Origin of the sequence: Bradyrhizobium sp. CCBAU 45321 (assembly GCF_028128975.1) — a bacterium.
GTDB classification, from domain to species: Bacteria; Pseudomonadota; Alphaproteobacteria; order Rhizobiales; family Xanthobacteraceae; genus Bradyrhizobium; species Bradyrhizobium yuanmingense.
Genome location: NZ_LFKZ01000126.1, coordinates 183,227 through 202,392, shown reverse-complemented (window position 1 = coordinate 202,392; position 19,166 = coordinate 183,227). Strand labels below are relative to the sequence as shown.

Genomic DNA, 19,166 nt, shown 5'->3' with positions numbered 1-19,166 from the left:
CACGACGGCGTCGCCGCTCGAGAGCTGCACGTTGCGCCATCCAAATTGATCGTCCGACTCGAAACTGCTTAGATGCGGCATGCCGCCGAAAGTCGAACGTCTGCCCAAGCAGCAATTGTGGTTTCCGGCCGGGCGCTATTTTCTGCGCACGATCAAGCGCGATGACGCCTCGCAGCGCTGGGCGGACTGGTTGTCCGATCCCTGGACGGTGCATGTCCTCAACACGTCACCGCGTGCGATGACCAAGGCGGAGATCGCCGACTACATCAAATCCTTCGATCAGCGCGAACGGCTCCTGCTCGGGATATTCGAGCGTGGCAGCCGCATCCATGTCGGCTTCATCCGCCTCGACATCAACGCGGCGGCGAGCGAGGCGCTCGTCAGCGCCGTGATCGGAGAAAAGGAGCACCGCAATTCCGGAGCGACGGTGAACACCTTCATTCCGCTGCTCAGGTTCGTATTCGACGATCTCAAGCTGAGCCGCATCCGCGCCTTCGTGCTGGAGCGCAATCAGACGACCATTCAATATCTGTCGAAGCTCGGATGGACGCTCGAGCCCGAACCCGAAAAACCGGTGCGATCGCACACAGATGGATCGCTTCTGGCGCTGCGTCGGATGACCTGGGACCGGCCCGGTTTCCAGGCCTGGTTGAAGAGCCCGATCGGACAGCGGATCGTGAATCGCATGGAAGCGGCGCGAGGTTGAGCCCCGGCCGCTCCCTTTGTCTGCTCAAGCGATCAATCAGTACTTCGCGACGATGGGTGACCCGCCGAACCGATAGTTGATGCCCACCTTCACGATATCGATGTCCTGACGAATATCGATCAACGCGGTGGTGGCGGCGACTGGATTGGCGAACCCCACGCGCTTGCTGTCGAAGCCGTAGTGAGTGTACTCGATCAAGGCCGACCAGTTCGGGGCGAAGGCCCACTCGACACCGGCACCTGCCACCCAGCCGACACGATCGGTGCTGGCGCTGGAATTACAGGGCTCAAAAACGAGGAATCCCACACCGGGACAAACGAAGCCGCCAATCGTCGCGAAATTGTTCAGATTGTACCGGTCATGCGCAAACCCGACGCCGCCCTTGCCGTAAACGAGCAAGCGATCCCATGTGTAGCCGATCCGACCCGTGACGCTGGCGACCCAGTCGGTGCGGCTCGACAGAGTGGCGGGCGCACCGGTCTTTCCGGCAAAGAAGGGATCGTTGGCGGTGCCGTGAAGATCGGTGGCCGTGAAATCGCCGGCAATCCCGATCACCCAGTTGCTGGCAAATTGGTAGTCGCAACCAGCCTGAATGCCTCCGACAACTCCGACGTCTCCGTTTACCCCAATGCGATCACCAGGCACATTGCCTATGGTCATTGCAGGCGCGATGACCGCCCCCGTTCCGATGCCGGGATCCGTGAAGCCCGTTCGGCTCGCACCGCCGCCGACGTGACCCCCGATATAGCAGCCGGTCCAACTGAAAGGCACGGCCGCCGCAACCGGCGCTTTCGTGTAGGGACGAGCTCCCAGATCGGCACCTTGAGCAGAGCCTGCGAGAATCAGAGCCGACGTCGCCAGCAGCAGTCGTTTCATTCATCACCCCAAAGCAATCAGCATAGAAATCTTCGGCAAGGTACATCGGCCGACTTCCGCGCGCTGTATTCGGACAGCAACACTCCGACACATTTGGTAACTCGGTACTGTCTGAACACAACGCGACACGGCGCCTTAAGCTTGATGACGGCGCTCCAGGCTGAACTATCTGATCGTCGGATGGCTTCACGCCGGCGCGGCTGAGTTCAGGTCACGCCCGCCGCCTCAGCGCCCCGCCGGAATCAGCGCCCGCATGATCTCCGGCTTCCAGCTTTGACGCGCGCTGTCGAAGGCTGCGAAATCATGATCGAATTGCCAATAGGCCCAGGCCCAGCCGAGCCGCTCCGCGCTTCGCGCCACGAACGACAGATATCTCGTCCGTGCTTCGGCTGGCGCGGCCTCGTACACGCCGAACTCACCGAGATAGATCGGACGCTTTTCCCGTTCGGACCAGGACCGGATCTTGTCGAAATCGGCGCGCGCCTTCCGTTCGTCCTCCGGCGTGCCCCAATCAAGCGGGCCTATTTGCGAGAACGTCGGCGACCACGGTGCGCCCTGATGGGTGAAGCGGATCGGCGCGTAATAGTGAAACGTGACGATGATGTTTCGGTCATCCGGCGGCAGGACCAGGTCCTCGACGGGCATCTCGTCGACGTTGAGGACCGCGGCGATCACCGGCCGCCGGGGGTTGGTGGCGCGGATGATGCCGAGACATTCGTTCAGGAGGGCGTTCCAGGCGGCGGACGTCATCTGCCCGCCCGGCTCATTGAGCACCTCGAAGACGAGCCTCGGATATTTTCCGGCATAGCGCGCGGCGATTTGCGTCCAGAACGCTTTCAGCTTCCCGGCGCACTCGGAGACGTCGCGCTGACAGATATGGGTATCGTGCTCGTCCAGGATGGGGATGAGATTTCGGGCGAGCACCTCCTCGATCACCGCATCGAGCCGCCTCAAGACGATCTCGTCCAGCGCATTCTCCGGGTCCATGAACTTGAAGCCGAAGAAATTGATCCGGACGTGCGAGAAGCCGGCGCGCCTGATCGCGGTGAGGTTGTCCAGACGAAATGGCGCGTTCCGGCCTCCCTCCCAAATGCCGTCATAGCCGAGGATGTTGATGCCGCGACCCAATTTCGGGGGAGCGGGCGCGTGGCCTTGCGCTTTTGCCTCGGCCGGAAAGCGGATCCCAAGCACGGACAGCGCCAAGGCGAGGCCGAAAGCTACCGACCAGCGGACGCAGATGGCATTCATCCTGCCTGCCCCATCATTGCTGCAGGCCTTGCTGTGGCACCGGCCTGCACACCGCGAAGAAGAATGCGACGAGCAGCACCGAGGTGAACATCGTCGAGCGAAGGAACATCGTCTCCGTGAAATTCGATTGAAAGCTGAGGACGACGAATCCGATGATGAGAGCGCAGTGGCGACGGTCGATCGACCGCGTGGCGATCAGGTACAGGACCTTTTCCGAGAACAGATAGACGCTCGCCACGAACAGCACGTATCCCAGGAATCCCGTTTCCATCGCCACCGCGATGTAGCCGCTATGATAATTGTCCAGCACCCAGCCGTGGTTCTGGTTGAAATAGTCGTAAATCGCAGGGCGCGTCCAGAACCCGTTGATGCCGAAGCCCAGCAGCGGCGCATCGTCGAAATGGCTGATGGCGTACTGCCAGATGAAGGTTCGCTCGGTCAGATTGATGGTCGATTCGCCGAGGTGGATGGAATCGTAGCCCGTGACATAGAAATACAGGATCAGGAGAGCAGCCAGGATGCACATGACGACCGGCAGCACCGCGTAAATCCTCATGCAGCGGATCGACCATAGCGAGGTCATGAGCAGTGCACCGGCGGCAATTGCAACGGCACCGGCACCACGGGATTCCGAGGCGATGACGCATGTCGATGCCAGGAGAAACGTCAGCAGAAAAACTGTCCAGCCCAGGCCCGTCATCTTCTGATAGCAGGCAAAGAACATCAGATAGGCGCTGATGAAGCCGAGGGTCTGCTTCGATTCGTAGATTCCCTGCCACTGGCCGTTGTGCATCCAGCTCTGATCGACGCCAATCTCGGGCACGAAAACCGCACACAGGGCCGAGGCGGCGACCAAGATGAAGAGCCCCAGCGACGTCGCTCCGACGATCTCGTCGATGTCGATCCGCGTGATCAGGCAGTACGCACCGAAAGTCGTCATCACGAGGGCCGCGCTCTTCATGATCGCCGCGGTGGCGAGGCCGGTCCAGAGCACGGAGACAGCGGCGAGAGCATAGAATGCGACCAGCGCGATGAAATCGGGATTTGGCTGCACGCGCAGGCAGGGTCGCACGAAGGCACTGGCGTAGATCAGGATGACCCACATCAGAAGCGCAACGGCCTGTTGCACGAAGCTCCATTCTGCGGGAAGCAGCGCGGGGTTGAAGACACCCATCGACGCGATCACGTTGACGGTGATCGAGCCACGCATCACGATTCTGGCGAGCTTTTCCACGCCGACGCCGGGCGCTTGCCAGATCGCGCTGTCGTCCTCCTCGGAATCGTGCAGGCTGGTCATGAGCTGACCGCCTGACGCAGGGCGAATCTTGCCTCACCGCGCACCACGGGCGCCTTCGCACGCGCACCTGCCGCGGGCATCGGCCGGTCGAGGCCTGATTCCCAGGGCCGTTCTCCCGCCGCGGCCGCGAGGCGCAACGGCGTCATTCCATTCCCAGTCACGTCCGCTCAGTCCACGGCTTCGAACGGCTCTCAGCGGATGTTGGCGCCGCCCAATGTGCCGTGCGTCTCAAGCGGGAAGATTGTCCTACCTTCTACCTTTGAGATCAAGGTGGCATGACGGGACGCTGCCCTCACAATCAGGTGCGAGGGAAGATTGGACCTTTGCCGGGGCGAGAGGGACGGAAGGTTACGCCGCCGTTGCCGGCGGCAGCGCCAGCACGGAATAGATCGCCTGCGCATCGCGCGAGGCGCGGAGCTTCTTGGCGATGTCCTGGTCGCGCAGCAGGCGGGCGATGCGGGCGAGCGCCTTGAGGTGATCGGCGCCGGCGCCTTCGGGGGCCAGCAGCAGGAAGACGAGATCGACCGGCTGGCCGTCCATCGCCTCGAAGTCGATCGGACGATCGAGCCGCGCGAACAGGCCGAAGATCTTCTCCAGCTTGGGCAGCTTGCCGTGCGGAATGGCGACGCCATAGCCGACCGCGGTGGTGCCGAGCTTCTCCCGCTGCAGCAGCACCTCAAACACCGAGCGCTCGTTCTGCCCGGTCAGCTCAGCGGCCTTGGCCGCAAGCTCCTGCAAGGCCTGCTTCTTGCTGTTGACTTTCAATGCCGGGAGAATCGCCTCGGGTGCGACCAGATCGGTAATCGGCATGGAAGCTTTCCGAGGTGAATTAAACCGTCAGGTTCCGATTTGGCCGGCTTGATAGACCAAGCCCGGCCGGCGTCAATAACATGAAGCAGGAGGGGGACTTAGCCCGAAACCCCGCCAAGCCCAGATGTGGGGGGCTTCTACTCCAACGCAATCCCGGTGCCAACTCCCGCGTGCAGCTTTGCCCCCGTCATTGTTAAGGGCGGGATGGTACGGGCGCCGGCTGACGGGCTTAGCCACCGGCCTGGCCGTCCACCTTGGCTCCCGGCGGGTCGATCCAGCCCACATTGCCGTCCGCCCTACGGTAAATGATGTTCACCCGACCGGACGAGCCATGCTGGAATACCAGGCAGGGTGCCCCGCTGAGGTCGAGTTCCATGACGGCTTCGCTGACCGATAGCCGCTTCAGCGACGTGGTTTGCTCCGCGATGATGACGGGGCTGTAGCCGGCGACTTCCTCTTCGCCCTCTCCGGGCGCTTCCAGCACATAGCTGGTGGCGTCGAGCGCAGCCATCGCCTCGGAGGCGGCATGGGCCTTGCGCGCGGAGCGGTCCTTGAGCCGGTTCTTGTAGCGCCGCAGCCGCTTCTCGATCATCACCAGCGCCTGGTCGGCACTGGCATAGGCATCCGGTGCGTTCGAATCGGCTTCCAGCGTGATTCCCGAATCGAGATGCAGGGCGCAATCGGTGCGAAAGCCGAAGCCGTCCTTGCTCAGCGTGATGTGGCCGGAATAATTGCCGTCGAAATATTTGCGCAGCACCTCGTCGGTACGGTCGGCAACGCGGCCGCGCAGCGCCTCGCCGACGCTGATGCTCTTTCCCGAGATTCTGAGAGTCATGTGATGCCTCGCTTGGTTGGTGCCCAGCTTGGATCGGTCTCGATGGGGCATCGAGAGTAGCGCGATTTGGCGCCAGCGCAATCAGGCCGGTTCGGGATTGCGGGAGCGATCGGACAAGGCGGTAGAGAGGACGTTACCAAGAGCGCTCTGCTTGTCGCGGCGGCGTTGCACCGAGGAAGGTATGCGCATGGCTTCGCGGTACTTCGCGACCGTGCGGCGGGCAATATCAATGCCCGAGGCGCGCAAGCGTTCCACGATGGTGTCGTCCGACAGAATCGCGGAGGGCTCCTCCGAATCGATCAGCTGCTTGATGTGGTGACGCACCGCTTCCGCCGAATGCGCTTCGCCCCCGTCGGCCGAGGCGATCGAGGCCGTGAAGAAATATTTCAGCTCGAACGTGCCGCGGTTGGTCGCCATGTATTTGTTGGCGGTGACACGTGACACCGTGGATTCGTGCATCTGGATGGCGTCGGCGACGGCCTTCAGATTGAGCGGGCGCAAATGCGCGACGCCATGGGTAAAGAACCCGTCCTGCTGGCGCACGATCTCGGTCGCCACTTTCAGGATGGTGCGGGCGCGCTGGTCGAGCGCGCGCACGAGCCAGGTCGCGTTCTGCAACGCATCCGTGAAATAGGACTTGTCGCCGTCCTTGCCGACCTTCTTCGACAGCTCGGAATAATAGGTCTGGTTGACCAGCACGCGCGGCAAGGTGTCGCTGTTGAGCTCGACATGCCAGCCGCCGTCGGGGCCCGGGCGGACATAGACGTCGGGCACCATGGTCTGCAGGCGCGCCGAGCCGAACTTCATGCCGGGCTTGGGATTGAGGCGGCGGATCTCGCCGATCATGTCGGCGATGTCCTCGTCGTCGACGCCGCAGATCTTGCGAAGAGCCGCGATGTCGCGCTTGGCGAGCAGATCGAGATGCTCGACCAGCGCCTGCATCGCGGGGTCGTAGCGGTCGAGCTCGCGCAGCTGGATCGCCAGGCATTCGCTTAAGGAACGCGCGCAGACCCCGGGCGGATCGAATTTTTGCAGCACGGCGAGGACGCTTTCGACCTCGGCTTGCGATGCGCCGAGACGCTCGGCGGCTTGGCCGAGATCGGGCGGCAGATAGCCGGCCTCGTCGACGAGGTCGATCAGGTACTGGCCGATCATGCGTTGCGCGGGCGCGGTGAAGGCAACCGAGAGCTGCTCGGCGAGATGGCCCGACAACGTCGTCTCGGCCGCGACAAAAGCTTCGAGATTGTAGTCTTCGTCACCGGAGGCGCCGCCGCCCCATTCGGTATAGGTGGTCGGCGCGGCATCCTGAGCGTTGCGCGCGGCTGCCTCGGCCGGCTCCTCGGAGAAGACGTTGTCGAGGCCGGTGTCCAGGGTCTGCTCGATCTCGGCGCGGGTGCCGAGATCCTTGCTCATCCACTCTTCCTGGCCCGGCTCGAAGCCTTCCGCGCTACCGCCGAAGCCGTCCTCGCCCTGGCCATCGCCATGACCATCATCTTGGCCGCCCCCGGAATCGCCGTAACTGCCGGCCTCGGCCGAAGCTTCGCCCGCGGGGGCCTCGTCACTGGCCCGTTCCAGCAGCGGGTTTCGCTCGAGCTCCTCTTCCACGAAGGTCGTGAGATCGAGATTGGACAATTGCAGCAGCTTGATCGCCTGCATCAGCTGCGGCGTCATGACCAGCGACTGCGATTGCCGGAACTCTAATCTCTGCGTAAGCGCCATGAAGCAAGAACCGATCCCAAAAGTTGGTCCGATTTTTGCTTATCCTAGTCTCAGCCCGATGTACACGTCTTGACGAATTGGAAAATAGGGCTAGAGGCGGAATTCCTCGCCAAGGTAAAGGCGGCGCACGTCCGGATCGGCAACGATCTCATCCGGAGTTCCCTCCGTCAAGATTTCCCCGGCATAGACGATATAGGCACGGTCGGTGAGGCCGAGCGTCTCGCGGACATTGTGGTCGGTGATCAGCACGCCGATGCCGCGGTTGGTGAGATGGCGGACGAGATCCTGGATGTCGCCGACCGCGATCGGGTCGATGCCGGCGAAGGGCTCGTCGAGCAGCATGTAATTCGGCCGCGTCGCCAGCGCGCGTGCGATCTCGACGCGGCGGCGCTCACCGCCGGACAGCGCGATCGACGGTGATTTCCGTAAGCGCGTGATGTTGAACTCGTCGAGCAGGGAGTCGAGCTGCTGCTCGCGCTTCTTGCGCGAGGGCTCGACCACTTCGAGCACGGCGCGGATGTTCTGCTCGACGGTGAGGCCGCGGAAGATCGAGGCTTCCTGCGGCAGATAGCCGATGCCGAGCCGCGCGCGCTGATACATCGGCAGCTTGGTGACGTCGTGGCCGTCGAGCTCGATCGCGCCGCGATCGGCCTTGATCAGGCCGGTGATCATGTAGAACACGGTGGTCTTGCCGGCGCCGTTCGGGCCGAGCAGGCCGACGGCCTCGCCGCGGCGCACATAGATGCTGACGCCGCGCACCACTTGCCGGCTGCCGAAGGCCTTTTCCACACTATGCACAGCCAGGAATCCGGGCCGCTTCAGCAGCTGCGGCGCGCCGGCACCGTTGGACCTGGCGGCCGTTCGGACGGGATGAACCGCCTGCGGACGCGGCTCGGCCGGATAGTCGCCCGTGTAGTCACCTTGGAACTGGTCGGGCCCGCGGGGCTGGTCGCGGGCAATCGGCGTGTCCCTGACAGGACTGGGCACGAGGCCGCCGACGCTGTCCCCGAGCGCAGTGATGTCCTGACGCGCAAATCCTGGCCGGCCGCGCTTGGCGGGGCGCCGACGGAACATGCTGAAGAGATCGACCATCCCCGCCTTCTAGCCTTTGGCGTCGTCTTGCGCGAAATCCGCGCGATCTGTCGCGCCAGCCTGAGCGATTGGCCGACGCAGCATGGGTGAAGGAATGTCTCATGCCCAGTGAAACACGCCCGAAAAGCGGCGGACCCCGCTTCGAAAGCCCTGCGCGCTAGATACAGGCTCGCTCGCCAAGCTTCAACCTCGGATCGGGAGCACCCGATCCAAGTTGTTGAATTCATTTTTGTTTACTTGCGCCGGGCAATTGCAAGGGCGGCGCCGCGCCGGGTTTGGCGCCCTGGCTGCAATCATTGCTGCCGCCCTGCGGCAGCAGCGCCTGCACCCGCCCGTTGTCGGATTCCACGCGGGACACGCCGGTGGTCATGTCGACCATCAAGCGATCACCGCGCAGCACGTTCTTACACTGCGTCAGGACCACCTGGCCCGAGCCGCCGAGCATGGTGATGAGGTTGGTCTTGGTGTCGAACACGGCGGTCTCGCCCGTCACCACCTGGTCCTTCTGGGTGACCACGACGTTGCCGCGCGCCTCCAGCCGCTTGATCGAGGAGCTGCCGCCCGGACCGGGCTGCGCCGACTGCATCGGCGCCGATTTCGCGCCTTTCGCCGCGGGCTGCGGCGCGGCCGGCTTGTCGCCGCCGGACTCGTAGAACACCACCAGCGTCTTCGAGGTCATGGTGGTGTCGCCCTGCACGACCTTCACATTGCCGGCGAAGGTCGCCTCCTTCTTCTTGTCGCGCATCTCGAGCGAGGCGGCTTCGATCTGGATCGGCTGATCGCGGTTCTGCGAAAAGCCCTGCATCGCATTGGGCACACCCTGCATCGTGCTCTGAGCAAGGGCCGCACCCGTGACGAGCAGCGCCAGGCCGATAGCGAGCGCGGCCTTGCTGACAAAAACGTCACGCGGAAAACAGGTCATCATGAAAATCACTTCGAATTGGCAGACTTGTTCTGAGGCGTGCGTGTCTTCGTCGGCGCCGCCTCGGGTGGTGCAGGCTGCGTCGCGGCGGGCTCGTCGAGCTTGTCGAGGTGCATCACCACATTGCCCTCGAAGCGGATGACTTCGCCGCCTTCGGTAATTCGCAGGCGATCCGCACTCAGCGTGCCGTTGGTCAGCTTGACGTCGACGCGCTCGTCCGAGGAGACCGTGCCCTTGCCCATGTCGACGAAGGCCGAGTTCAGCCGGGCCTCGTAGCCGGTCGAGGTGCGCAGCAAGATATCCTTGCGCAGATCGAGCTGCTGCTGCTTGTTGTCGAAACGGCCGGTGCGGGCATCGAGGAATAGGGTCGACTTATCCTCCATCAGCACTTTCGCTCGCAGGTCATTGAGATCGACGTGATCGGGATCGGTGATGTCCTGAGTCGCGGTCTTGGCCCAGAGCTCGTAGGGCCGCTGGTCCGGCGTGTATCCGGCGAGGTGCGGCGATTCCATCGTGATCTTGGTGCCCGACACCACTAGATTTCCGGAGTCGAGCGGCAGCTTCGGCATCAGCATGCGGAACGGATTGAAGATCGAGACGCCGATGATGATAGCCATGGACAGCACTACAGCACCCGGGACCGCGATGCGCAGAATCCGCACCAGGCGGCTGTGGCGCGCCGCGCTGGCAAACTTCGCCGCAAGCGCGGCGTCGTAGGTGGGGTTCTGGGCCGAATTCACCGGGGTTCCTGCTTACCTGTCTCCTGACGTATCGCTCGCCTTGTCCGGTCGAGGGGGCGCACCCCATTCTATCCGGCGCCGCCGAAATATGCAGCCGGCGACAGGCCGTTACGAAAGTGTCCGAAACGGGGCGGTCGTCTCTCCCTCTCCCGCTTGCGGGAGAGGGCCGGGGAGAGGGTGTCACCGCAATGGGACAGTCTCCTGGAGGAGAGAACCCTCACCCGCGCCTTCGGCGCGACCTCTCCCGCAGGCGGGAGAGGTTAAAGCACCTCAGGAGTGCGCGAAAATGTCCTCCTCCGCCCAGCCCTGGAGGTCCAGCAGGGCGCGGGTCGGCAGGAAGTCGAAACAGGCCTGCGCCAGCTGGCTGCGGCCTTCCCGCACCAGCATGGCGTCCAGCCGCTCGCGCAAGGCATGCAGATGCAGCACGTCGGAGGCGGCGTAGGCGAGCTGCGGCTCGCTCAGGCTGTCGGAACCCCAGTCGCTGGACTGCTGCTGCTTGGAGAGGTCGATGTTGAGCACCTCGCGGACGAGGTCCTTGAGGCCGTGGCGGTCGGTGTAGGTGCGGGTCAGGCGGGACGCAATCTTGGTGCAATAAATCGGCCCGGTCATGACGCCGAAGGTCTGGTACAGCACCGCGATATCGAACCGCGCGAAGTGGAAGATCTTCGTGACCGCCGGATTGGCGAGCAGCGCCTTCAGGTTCGGCGCGTCGGTGTGGCCCTTGGGGATCTGCACCACGTCGGCGCTGCCGTCGCCGGGCGAGAGCTGCACCACACAGAGACGGTCGCGGTGCGGGTTCAGCCCCATGGTCTCGGTGTCGATCGCCACCGCTCCGGTGTAGCGGGACAGGTCGGGCAGGTCGCCGCGGTGCAGGCGTACGGTCATGAAACCCTCGGGTCGAATCGGTGCGTCGATATCATAGGCTAGAGCATGATCCGGAAAAGTGTGCAGCGGTTTTCCGAAAAGATCATGCTCAATCAATAACCTAAAGCGCGATGACGATTCATCTTAATCGCATCGCGCTTTAGTCGAATGGATCGCGATGTAGCCAGTCGCAACAGGTCACGCAAGCGGCCGTGACCTTACGGCCGGTCAGATCGCAGCGAGCATGATGCAGATCATCGCCGCGACTGCGGTGCGGCTGGGGCCGTCCCGGAACGCGTACAGGATCGGATCGTCCGGCATCTCGCGGCGATGCGCCATCATCAGCGCACGGCCGAACCAGTACAGCAGCAGCGGCGTGAGCAGCCACAGCATCCAGGGGCGGCTGTAGAGCGGCGTCACCGCCGAGGACGAGACGTAGAGCGAGAACACGGTCACCGCGTTCATGGCGCTTGCCGCCGCCATCGCGGCGATGACGTTAAGGTCGGTGACGCGATAGTCGCGGTTCGAGGGATCGGCGAGGCCCACGCTCTCGCGCATGCTGAGCTCGCTGAAGCGCTTGATCAGGGCGAGCGAGGTGAACACGAACAGCGAGAAGATCAACAGCCATTCCGACAGCACCACGCCGACGCCGACAGCGCCGGCGACGATGCGAAGCGTGTAGAGGCCGGCGAGCGTGACGATGTCGACCAGCATCTTGCGCTTGAGCGCGAGCGAATAGGCGATCGTGGTGACGAGATAGAGGCCGAGCACGCCGAGAAACAGCGGCGAGATGCAGAGGCTGGCGGCAAGCGCGAACGACCACAACGCAGGGATCGCCGACAGCGCTGACGAGATCGGCAAGTCGCCGGCCGCGAGCGCGCGGTGGCGCTTGGTCGGATGCTGCCGGTCGGCGGCGAGATCGAGCAGATCGTTCATCAGATAGGCGCCCGAGGCGCAGGCCGAGAACGCCAGGAATGCGAGCAGCGCGTAGCCGAGCGTCGAAAGGTTCAGGTGATGCGCCGTGAGCGCGGGCACGAACACCAGCGTGTTCTTGGCGTATTGATGAACGCGCAGCGCCTTCACCCAGGTGGCGAGGCCGGCTCTGCGGACCTCGCGATTTTCGATGCGCGCGATGGAGGCACGATCGAACGGGACGCTGCCCGCCGCAAGATCGGCCGTCGTAACGACGCCATCGAAGCCGAGATGCGCTGACATCGCCGCGGCATGAGCGGCGAGCCGATCCGCGACGAGATAGATCTTCTCGCCGCACGCCCGTGCCGCCAGCGCGCGGTTCATCACATCGGAATCATAGGGCAGATGGGCGTGGTCGATCTCGGCTCGCGCCAGGATCGCCGTGAGCGCCGCCATGCCCGCCCGTCCGCCCGCGCCGAAGCGCGCCAGCATGCGGCCGGGGCTGGAGAACAGCGCCTCCATCAGCAGTTCGGAACGCAGCAGCGCGCCTTCGAGGTCGATGACGAGGGTGCGGGCCGCCGACGGGGTTGCCGACGGCTCGGACACGCCAGGATCATACTGGGAGGCACGCTGCTCCATGCGAAAACGCTCTGACTTGCCGTGACATGACCGGCATTCGGCCGGGAGAGCAGGAAATGGATCGAGCAACCCTATGGGAACATTCACTAAAGGCGGATTAATCAGGGGCGGCGGGGGCAGGACACCGCTTGATACGCGGAGGGTTCAATAATAGTTATTAAAGCATGAGTCGTCGGAGAGGCGCGGTATGGCGGTAAGTGCAGACCTCGGCGAAGCCCTTGAAAGCTTTATAACAAAGCTCGTCGCGTCGGGACGCTATCACTCCAAGAGCGAGGTGCTCAGAGAGGGCGTGCGGCTCATTCAGGAGCGCGAGGCGCGGCTCGCTGCGTTGGATGCCGCGATCGCGCGCGGGCTCGACGATGCGGACGCGGGACGGACCAAGCCGATGTCAGACGTTTTTGACCGGCTCGAAGCGAGATTGGCCGATAAGGCCGATCGCACGTGATCGTCGTCCTCACCGCGGAAGCCGAGGCCGACCTCGAAGACATCGCATCATACGTTGCCGCGCAAAGCCCGCAAAGCGCACTCACGCTCATCCGTGGACTGCGGGAGAAGTGCGAAACACTCGCCGATGCACCGCGCGGCTACCCCTTGGTGCCGCGCTATGAGCAGAAAGGCATTCGCCGGCGCCCATTCGGGAACTATCTGATTTTCTATCGTGTCGGTCGCGACGCCATCGAGGTGATCCATATCCTCCATGGCGCGCGAGACTATGAGCCACTGCTCTTCCCGGCGGACTAGCGCCCACTGCAATTCGTCCCGCCGCACCCCATCTATTGCCGACCCCGCACTGTCTTGCCCCTCACTGCGACTGAGATCTGATGACCGAACCAACGCCCGCTGCGCCGATCGACGACCAGCGCCCGCGCGGATTTTCGCGCTACCAGGCGCTCCTCATCGCGCTGCTGGCGCTGACGCAGTTCACGATCATCCTCGATTTCATCATCATGTCGCCGCTCGGCGCCATCCTGATGCCCGCGCTCGGCATCACGGCGGGGCAGTTCGGCGTTGCCGTATCGGCCTACGCGTTCAGTGCAGGATTATCGGGCATCCTCGCCGCCGGCTTTGCCGATCGTTTCGATCGCAAGCGCCTCCTGCTGTTCTTCTATGTCGGCTTCACGCTGGGCACGCTGCTGTGCGCGGTGGCGCCGAACTACCATGTGCTGCTGATCGGCCGGATCGTGACCGGATTGTTCGGCGGCGTGATCGGCGCGGTCGTGCTCGCCATCATCACCGACTTGTTCTCGTTGCAGATGCGCGGCCGCGTGATGGGAATCATCCAGACGGCGTTCGCCGCCAGCCAGGTGCTCGGCATTCCCGCCGGCCTGTTTCTCGCCAATCACTGGAGCTGGCATGTCTGCTTCGTTGCCATCGTCGTGCTGTCGATCGTGACGATCGCCATCATCGCCTTCGCGATGGAGCCGGTCGACGCGCATCTGAAGCTGAAGCAGGACAGAAACCCGTTCCACCATCTGGTCGCGACGGTCAGTGAGCCGCGCTACACCCTCGCCTTCGCCGTCACGACGCTGCTGGCGACCGGCGGCTACATGCTCATGCCGTTCTCCAGCGCCTACACCGTGCACAATCTCGGCATCGACATCACGCATCTGCCGACGATCTATCTCGTTTCCGGCCTGTTCAGCATCGTCACGGGACCGCTGGTCGGCCGCGCCAGCGACGCGTTCGGCAAATATCCGACCTTCGTGTTCGGCTGCGCCATGACCGTCCTCATGGTGCTGATCTACACCCATCTCGGCCACGTCTCGCTCGCGACCGCGATTCTGGTCAACGTGCTGATGTTCGTCGGCATCTTCTCGCGCATGATCCCGTCGCAGGCGCTAATGTCGGCGATTCCCGATGCGAGCCAGCGCGGCTCGTTCAGCGCGGTGAGCGCCTCGCTGCAGCAGCTCTCCGGCGGCCTCGGCTCGGTGCTCGCCAGCGCGATCATCGCGCAAGGCGCGGACGGCGCGCTGCTGCATTTCGACCGGATCGGCTACGTCGTCGTGACCACGACGATCGTCACGCTGGTGATGATGTATTTCGTGCAGAGGGCGGTGGCGGAGCGGACGGGGCAGCAGGTGGTGTGAGGGAGCGGCTCCTGCTCCACATTCGGGTGAACCCACGCCGGATCTTCGGTGACCAAGGTTTGCATCGATGCGCCGAACGGAGATCTCCAGTGAAATTCAAACTTGCCGCCGCGATCCTCGCCGCAGGCCTCCCGCTGGCATCGATGGCTCTCGCCCAAGACACCACCCAAAGCACCGCGCCAGCCGACCTGGCCGTGATCGATGCCTGCCTGAAGAAGGTGGAGAAAACGGGCGGTTTCGGCGGCGCCTGCGTCGGGCTCGTCGCCGACCCCTGCATCAAGGCGGCAGAGGGTGCGAATGACGATGTCGCCAGATGGAAGGCCTGCGCGGCGCGCGAACTCGCCGTCTGGACGCAGAAAACCAGTGAGGCGCTGAAGAAGGTTCAGGCCGGCGGGTTCGCCGACGCGATCAAGGCGGTCAATGACTCGCAGAAAACTTTCGCCGCGTCGCGTGATCGCCTCTGCGCGGTCTTCGACAACGTCGACCCCGGCATGTACCGGGGCGGCGCGAGCTACTGCCGCCTGCGCGAGACCGCGAACCGCTCGCTGAGCCTGATCAAGCTCGGCGCTGCGGTCAACGAGCACTGAGGTCTCCTAGGGGAGCTCGGGGTCACCAAGCCTTGCCGGCATCTTCCGACGTGGCGACGACGGCCATTCGGCGCGCCATGAGCGCTGTGCTTCGGTGTCGTGGACCGGTCAGCAGCTCGATGTCCTGCGGATGAGCGATTTCAATCGCTTGAGCAGGGGATGGTGCCCAGGAAAGGACTCGAACCTTCACGGCCGTTAAGCCACTGGCACCTGAAGCCAGCGCGTCTACCAATTCCACCACCTGGGCATGCCGTTTGGGGCACGGAGGCGGTTACTACGGTTCGGTGACGCCGTTGTCAATTCATGCGTGAGGCCGGGGCCGGGATGCCGATTGCGCATCGCAAACCGGCCCGATACAAGCCTGACAAGACGCACTCTTTTCCGCAGGAACGGCTCCCATGGCATCGAATCTGGACACGCTGGTCACGGTTTTCGGCGGATCGGGGTTCTTGGGCCGCAGCGTCGTCCGCGCCCTGTGCAAGCGGGATTACCGGGTCCGGGTCGCGGTGCGGCGGCCGGAACTCGCCGGATACCTCCAGCCGCTCGGCCGGGTCGGGCAGATCCACACCGTGCAGGCGAATCTGCGCTATCCGGCCTCGGTCGAGGCGGCGCTGCGTGATTCGCATGTCGTGATCAATCTGGTCGGCGTGCTCACTGAGAGCGGCAAGCAGACTTTTGACGCCGTCCAGGCCAGGGGCGCCGAGACCGTTGCCAAGGCGGCGGCCGCCGCAGGTAGCGCGCTGGTGCATGTCTCGGCGATCGGGGCCGATGCGCAGTCGCCCTCACGCTATGCCAGGGCCAAGGCGGCCGGCGAAGCCGCGGTCCTGGCCGCGGTTCCCTCCGCCACGATCTTCCGCCCCTCCGTGATGTTCGGCCCCGAGGACCAGTTCACCAACCGCTTTGCCGCGCTGGCCCGGATGTCGCCGGTGCTGCCACTGATCGGTGGCGAGACGAAGATGCAGCCGGTCTATGTCGGCGACGTCGCCAGCGCGATCGCGGATGCTGCCGACGGCAAGGCCAAGGCGGGCGCCACTTACGAGCTCGGCGGGCCGGAAGTGCTGACCATGCGCGAGATCATCGAGGCGATCCTCGAAATCACCGACCGCAAGCGCATGCTGGTGCCGCTGACGTTCGGCCTCGCCCGCTTCCAGGCCAACTTCCTGCAATTCGCGCCGGGCGCGTTCAAGCTGACGCCGGACCAGGTCACGCTGCTCGAGCGCGACAATGTCGTGTCGGATGCGGCGAAGGCGGCCGGGCTGACGCTGGAAGGCCTCGGCATCACGCCCGATTCGCTGGAAGCGATCGCCCCGCAATATCTCTGGCGCTTCCGCCCGCAGGGCCAGTTCCAGCGGATGAGTGTGTGAAGCGCCTCTCTATCCGTCGTCATGCCCGGGCTTGACCCGGGCATCCACGTCTCGCTGCAGTCTCGGATACGCGTGGATGGCCGGGTCAAGCCCGGCCATGACGAGCTGGTGGGGCGAACGGGGCGAGGGGGCGCACCGCCGCTGGGGCCGTCACACGACTTTCAAAACTTCAGCTTCTTGAACACCGCTTCCGGCAGCGTCTTGATGATCAGCATCACGAGGCGCCATTTGCCGCTGACATAGACGATGTCGGTCTTGCCCTCGACGGCGCGAAGGATCTCAGCGCCGACGACGGGGGCTTCGACGGTGAGCGGGCCGATCAGCTTCATGCCTTCGGTCATCCTGGTGCGGACGAAGCCGGGCTTGACCGTGACGATGTGGACGCCGCCGCGGCTGGCGCGGGCGCGCAGGCCGGACAGGAAGGCGGAGAAGCCGGCCTTGGCCGAGCCATAGACATAGTTGGAGGCGCGGCCGCGATCGCCGGCGACCGAGGACACGCCGACCAGCGTGCCGCTGCCGCGGCCCAAGAACTTCTCCGCGAACAGGCCGAGGATCAGCGCCGGACCTTCGTAGTTGGAGCGCATGATCGCGGTGGCGTGGGCGAGATCGCTCTGCGCGCTCTCTTGCACACCAAGCAGGCCGACGATCGAGATGACGACATGGGGCAGCGCGGGCAGGCCGGCGACGAAGCCCTCGAACGAGGCGGTGTCGAGCACGTCGAATGTGTGAACACCGACCTCGACATTGTAGCGCGCGCGAAGATCGGCGGCGTCAGGCTCCAGCGCGGCGACGTCGCGGCCGGCGAGCGCCACATCGTATCCCGCTTTGGCAAAGGCGCGCGCCGTGGCGCGGCCCATGTCGGATGAGCCGCCCAGCACCAGTACAGACTTGCGCGACGTCACGGCCTAGACCTCATCGAACAGACGTTGTGAAAGCTTGGAGCGGATGTTGCCGGCAGGGTCGAGCGCTTTGCGGATCGCGTTGAAGCGCGGCAGGGCGGGATAGCCGGCTTTGAGCGTCTCGCGCGACTGGCGCGCATCCTTGGCGAGATAGAGCCGGCCACCGGCCGCGACAACGAGACGGTCGATCTCGTCGAGAAAATTCAGGATGTCGCCGCGCACGGGGAAATCCAGCGCCAGCGTGTAACCGGGCAGCGGAAACGACAGGATGCCCTCGCCCTGGCCGAGCTTCTTCAGCACCGCGAGGAAGGAGGCATCGCCGCGCCGAGCGACGCGACCCAGAATCTCGCCGAGCACGTCGCGCGCGCCGTTCTCCGGGATCACGCATTGATGCTGCAGGAAGCCGCGCTTGCCGTAGATGCGATTCCAGTTGGCAATGCTGTCGAGCGGAAAGAAATAGGGATAGAGCGAGACCACAGGGCTGCCGCCGGCGCGGCGCGCGCCCATGCGATAATACAGCTCGTTGAAGGCGCGGATGCCAAAGCGGTTCAGCGTCATCGAGGGCAAATCGATGGGCACGCCAAGACCGGGATGCTTGCCGGCGGGAAACGCTGCGGCGCCGGCAGGAAGCTCGTCCTTGCCGGCGTGCTCGCCGAGATAGATCAGCGAGCGGCCGAGATCCTTGCCGCGCGCAGCACAATCGATCCAGGCCACCGAATAAGTTGCGGCATCGCCTGCATCGAGCGCGCGCATCGCGGCATCGAGATCGGATGCCGAGATCACGCGCTCGCGGATCCATCCCGTTTCGACCTTGCGCAGCCGCAAGGTCGCTTCGAGGATGACCCCGGTCAGGCCCATGCCGCCGATGGTCGCAAGGAACGCATCGGAGTTCTGCTCGCGCGTGGCTTCGATCAATTCGCCCTCGCCCGTGCGCAGCAGGATGCTGTCGACGTAACGGCCGAAGCCGCCTTCGCAATGATGGTTCTTGCCGTGCACGTCGGCGGCGATGGCGCCGCCGATCGACACGAAGCGCGTGCCGGGCAGCACGAAGGGCAGGAAGCCGCGCGGGCCGAAGGTCTCGATCAGGTCCGAGAGCAGCACGCCGGCCTCGAGGCGGATTCGGCCGGTCGCCGGATCGAACCACCTGATGCGGTCGAAGCCCGTCATCGCGACGGTCCTGACGGCCCCGATCGCGGCATCGCCATAGGCACGGCCATTGCCGCGCGCCACGGTGCCGGACACGACGGCGTCGGCAACCGCCACGAACGCGCGCGGACGCAGCATCTCGGTATCGACGACCGGGAAGCGCCCCCAGCCGCTGACGAGGGTCATTGCTCAGCTCCTGCGCCGGGCGCGCCGCCCGGCATTGCGAAACTGAGTACCGATCAAAAGCTTATATTGCGTTGAGGGCAGGGCTGTCCGCCCACCTCTCCCCGACGGGGAGAGGTCGGATTGCGCAGCAATCCGGGTGAGGGGCCGCGGCCCTCAGTGAGACTGTAACCCCTCACCCGGATCGCATCTTCGATGCGATCCGACCTCTCCCTTCGGGAGAGGTGGACCGAGAGTGTC

Annotated in this window: 19 protein-coding genes and 1 tRNA gene; 6 read left to right on the top strand and 14 right to left on the bottom strand. The window is 64.3% G+C overall.

From position 1 onward, the window contains the following. The first annotated feature begins 79 nt into the window (after positions 1–79). Positions 80–706, top strand: a complete 627-nt coding sequence (locus ACM43_RS24360) for a GNAT family N-acetyltransferase (RefSeq protein ID WP_157286008.1) — start codon at positions 80–82, stop codon at positions 704–706. 36 nt (positions 707–742) lie between these two features. On the opposite strand, the gene ACM43_RS24355 is transcribed toward ACM43_RS24360, so the two are convergent. The 11 genes from ACM43_RS24355 to ACM43_RS24305 form a co-directional block, all read right to left on the bottom strand. Further along, the gene (locus tag ACM43_RS24355) at positions 743–1,582 is read right to left on the bottom strand and encodes an outer membrane protein (protein ID WP_271543409.1); all 840 of its coding nucleotides are present in this window, start codon (positions 1,580–1,582) and stop codon (positions 743–745) included. A gap of 225 nt (positions 1,583–1,807) precedes the next feature. Beyond that, positions 1,808–2,830: a glycoside hydrolase family 5 protein gene (locus tag ACM43_RS24350; protein WP_271543407.1), complete on the bottom strand. Its 1,023-nt coding sequence runs from the start codon at positions 2,828–2,830 to the stop codon at positions 1,808–1,810. A 13-nt stretch (positions 2,831–2,843) separates the two neighbouring features. After that, positions 2,844–4,127 (bottom strand): O-antigen ligase family protein, encoded by a 1,284-nt coding sequence (locus ACM43_RS24345; RefSeq protein WP_271543405.1) that lies wholly within the window; start codon positions 4,125–4,127, stop codon positions 2,844–2,846. Positions 4,128–4,475: 348 nt separating this feature from the next. After that, entirely contained in the window at positions 4,476–4,937 is a 462-nt protein-coding gene (gene ptsN / locus ACM43_RS24340) for a PTS IIA-like nitrogen regulatory protein PtsN (protein ID WP_008141251.1), read from the bottom strand. A 229-nt stretch (positions 4,938–5,166) separates the two neighbouring features. Further along, positions 5,167–5,772 carry a ribosome hibernation-promoting factor, HPF/YfiA family gene (gene hpf / locus ACM43_RS24335; RefSeq protein WP_036041026.1) on the bottom strand — a complete coding sequence of 202 codons (606 nt, stop codon included), beginning with the start codon at positions 5,770–5,772 and terminating at the stop codon, positions 5,167–5,169. 81 nt (positions 5,773–5,853) lie between these two features. Then, positions 5,854–7,491 carry an RNA polymerase factor sigma-54 gene (rpoN, locus tag ACM43_RS24330; RefSeq protein WP_271543401.1) on the bottom strand — a complete coding sequence of 546 codons (1,638 nt, stop codon included), beginning with the start codon at positions 7,489–7,491 and terminating at the stop codon, positions 5,854–5,856. A 90-nt stretch (positions 7,492–7,581) separates the two neighbouring features. Continuing rightward, complete coding sequence (gene lptB / locus ACM43_RS24325) at positions 7,582–8,583, bottom strand: LPS export ABC transporter ATP-binding protein (protein ID WP_157287273.1); 1,002 nt, start codon at positions 8,581–8,583, stop codon at positions 7,582–7,584. 223 nt (positions 8,584–8,806) lie between these two features. Then, positions 8,807–9,508, bottom strand: a complete 702-nt coding sequence (locus tag ACM43_RS24320; RefSeq protein WP_271543398.1) for an LptA/OstA family protein — start codon at positions 9,506–9,508, stop codon at positions 8,807–8,809. 5 nt (positions 9,509–9,513) lie between these two features. After that, a complete protein-coding gene (lptC, locus tag ACM43_RS24315) occupies positions 9,514–10,245 on the bottom strand; it encodes an LPS export ABC transporter periplasmic protein LptC (RefSeq protein ID WP_271543396.1) in 732 nt (243 codons plus the stop codon). Positions 10,246–10,515: 270 nt separating this feature from the next. After that, positions 10,516–11,130, bottom strand: coding sequence for a ribonuclease D (locus ACM43_RS24310; RefSeq protein WP_271543393.1), 615 nt, complete (start codon positions 11,128–11,130; stop codon positions 10,516–10,518). Between the two features lie 207 nt (positions 11,131–11,337). After that, a complete protein-coding gene (locus ACM43_RS24305) occupies positions 11,338–12,627 on the bottom strand; it encodes a UbiA family prenyltransferase (RefSeq protein WP_271543391.1) in 1,290 nt (429 codons plus the stop codon). 220 nt (positions 12,628–12,847) lie between these two features. Between ACM43_RS24305 and ACM43_RS24300 the strand changes: the two genes are divergently transcribed. From ACM43_RS24300 to ACM43_RS24285, 4 genes are all read left to right on the top strand, one after another. After that, positions 12,848–13,105, top strand: coding sequence for a type II toxin-antitoxin system ParD family antitoxin (locus ACM43_RS24300; RefSeq protein ID WP_271543389.1), 258 nt, complete (start codon positions 12,848–12,850; stop codon positions 13,103–13,105). Continuing rightward, a complete protein-coding gene (locus ACM43_RS24295; RefSeq protein WP_271543387.1) occupies positions 13,102–13,401 on the top strand; it encodes a type II toxin-antitoxin system RelE/ParE family toxin in 300 nt (99 codons plus the stop codon). The genes ACM43_RS24300 and ACM43_RS24295 overlap by 4 nt, the downstream gene beginning before the upstream one ends. Before the next feature lie 80 nt (positions 13,402–13,481). Next, positions 13,482–14,747: an MFS transporter gene (locus ACM43_RS24290; protein WP_271543385.1), complete on the top strand. Its 1,266-nt coding sequence runs from the start codon at positions 13,482–13,484 to the stop codon at positions 14,745–14,747. An 89-nt stretch (positions 14,748–14,836) separates the two neighbouring features. Continuing rightward, on the top strand, positions 14,837–15,334 hold the full coding sequence (locus ACM43_RS24285; protein ID WP_271543383.1) for a lysozyme inhibitor LprI family protein: 498 nt from the start codon (positions 14,837–14,839) through the stop codon (positions 15,332–15,334). A gap of 160 nt (positions 15,335–15,494) precedes the next feature. On the opposite strand, the gene ACM43_RS24280 is transcribed toward ACM43_RS24285, so the two are convergent. Beyond that, positions 15,495–15,581 (bottom strand) — tRNA-Leu (locus tag ACM43_RS24280). Positions 15,582–15,732: 151 nt separating this feature from the next. On the opposite strand from ACM43_RS24280, the gene ACM43_RS24275 reads away from it, so the two are divergent. Further along, positions 15,733–16,698 (top strand): complex I NDUFA9 subunit family protein, encoded by a 966-nt coding sequence (locus ACM43_RS24275; protein WP_271543380.1) that lies wholly within the window; start codon positions 15,733–15,735, stop codon positions 16,696–16,698. A 161-nt stretch (positions 16,699–16,859) separates the two neighbouring features. Here ACM43_RS24275 and ACM43_RS24270 read toward each other — a convergent pair whose 3' ends face one another. Further along, positions 16,860–17,600, bottom strand: coding sequence for an SDR family oxidoreductase (locus tag ACM43_RS24270; RefSeq protein WP_271543365.1), 741 nt, complete (start codon positions 17,598–17,600; stop codon positions 16,860–16,862). A gap of 3 nt (positions 17,601–17,603) precedes the next feature. Then, the gene (locus tag ACM43_RS24265) at positions 17,604–18,929 is read right to left on the bottom strand and encodes an FAD-binding oxidoreductase (protein ID WP_271543363.1); all 1,326 of its coding nucleotides are present in this window, start codon (positions 18,927–18,929) and stop codon (positions 17,604–17,606) included. Positions 18,930–19,166: the final 237 nt, after the last annotated feature.

What these genes read in the sequence shown, in the direction of transcription:
- ACM43_RS24360 (WP_157286008.1), top strand. Translation starts at nt 80, where the DNA reads ATGCCGCCGAAAGTCGAACGTCTGCCCAAGCAGCAATTGTGGTTTCCG.
- ACM43_RS24355 (WP_271543409.1), bottom strand. Translation starts at nt 1,582, where the DNA reads ATGAAACGACTGCTGCTGGCGACGTCGGCTCTGATTCTCGCAGGCTCT.
- ACM43_RS24350 (WP_271543407.1), bottom strand. Translation starts at nt 2,830, where the DNA reads ATGAATGCCATCTGCGTCCGCTGGTCGGTAGCTTTCGGCCTCGCCTTG.
- ACM43_RS24345 (WP_271543405.1), bottom strand. Translation starts at nt 4,127, where the DNA reads ATGACCAGCCTGCACGATTCCGAGGAGGACGACAGCGCGATCTGGCAA.
- ptsN (WP_008141251.1), bottom strand. Translation starts at nt 4,937, where the DNA reads ATGCCGATTACCGATCTGGTCGCACCCGAGGCGATTCTCCCGGCATTG.
- hpf (WP_036041026.1), bottom strand. Translation starts at nt 5,772, where the DNA reads ATGACTCTCAGAATCTCGGGAAAGAGCATCAGCGTCGGCGAGGCGCTG.
- rpoN (WP_271543401.1), bottom strand. Translation starts at nt 7,491, where the DNA reads ATGGCGCTTACGCAGAGATTAGAGTTCCGGCAATCGCAGTCGCTGGTC.
- lptB (WP_157287273.1), bottom strand. Translation starts at nt 8,583, where the DNA reads ATGGTCGATCTCTTCAGCATGTTCCGTCGGCGCCCCGCCAAGCGCGGC.
- ACM43_RS24320 (WP_271543398.1), bottom strand. Translation starts at nt 9,508, where the DNA reads ATGATGACCTGTTTTCCGCGTGACGTTTTTGTCAGCAAGGCCGCGCTC.
- ACM43_RS24310 (WP_271543393.1), bottom strand. Translation starts at nt 11,130, where the DNA reads ATGACCGTACGCCTGCACCGCGGCGACCTGCCCGACCTGTCCCGCTAC.
- ACM43_RS24300 (WP_271543389.1), top strand. Translation starts at nt 12,848, where the DNA reads ATGGCGGTAAGTGCAGACCTCGGCGAAGCCCTTGAAAGCTTTATAACA.
- ACM43_RS24290 (WP_271543385.1), top strand. Translation starts at nt 13,482, where the DNA reads ATGACCGAACCAACGCCCGCTGCGCCGATCGACGACCAGCGCCCGCGC.
- ACM43_RS24275 (WP_271543380.1), top strand. Translation starts at nt 15,733, where the DNA reads ATGGCATCGAATCTGGACACGCTGGTCACGGTTTTCGGCGGATCGGGG.
- ACM43_RS24265 (WP_271543363.1), bottom strand. Translation starts at nt 18,929, where the DNA reads ATGACCCTCGTCAGCGGCTGGGGGCGCTTCCCGGTCGTCGATACCGAG.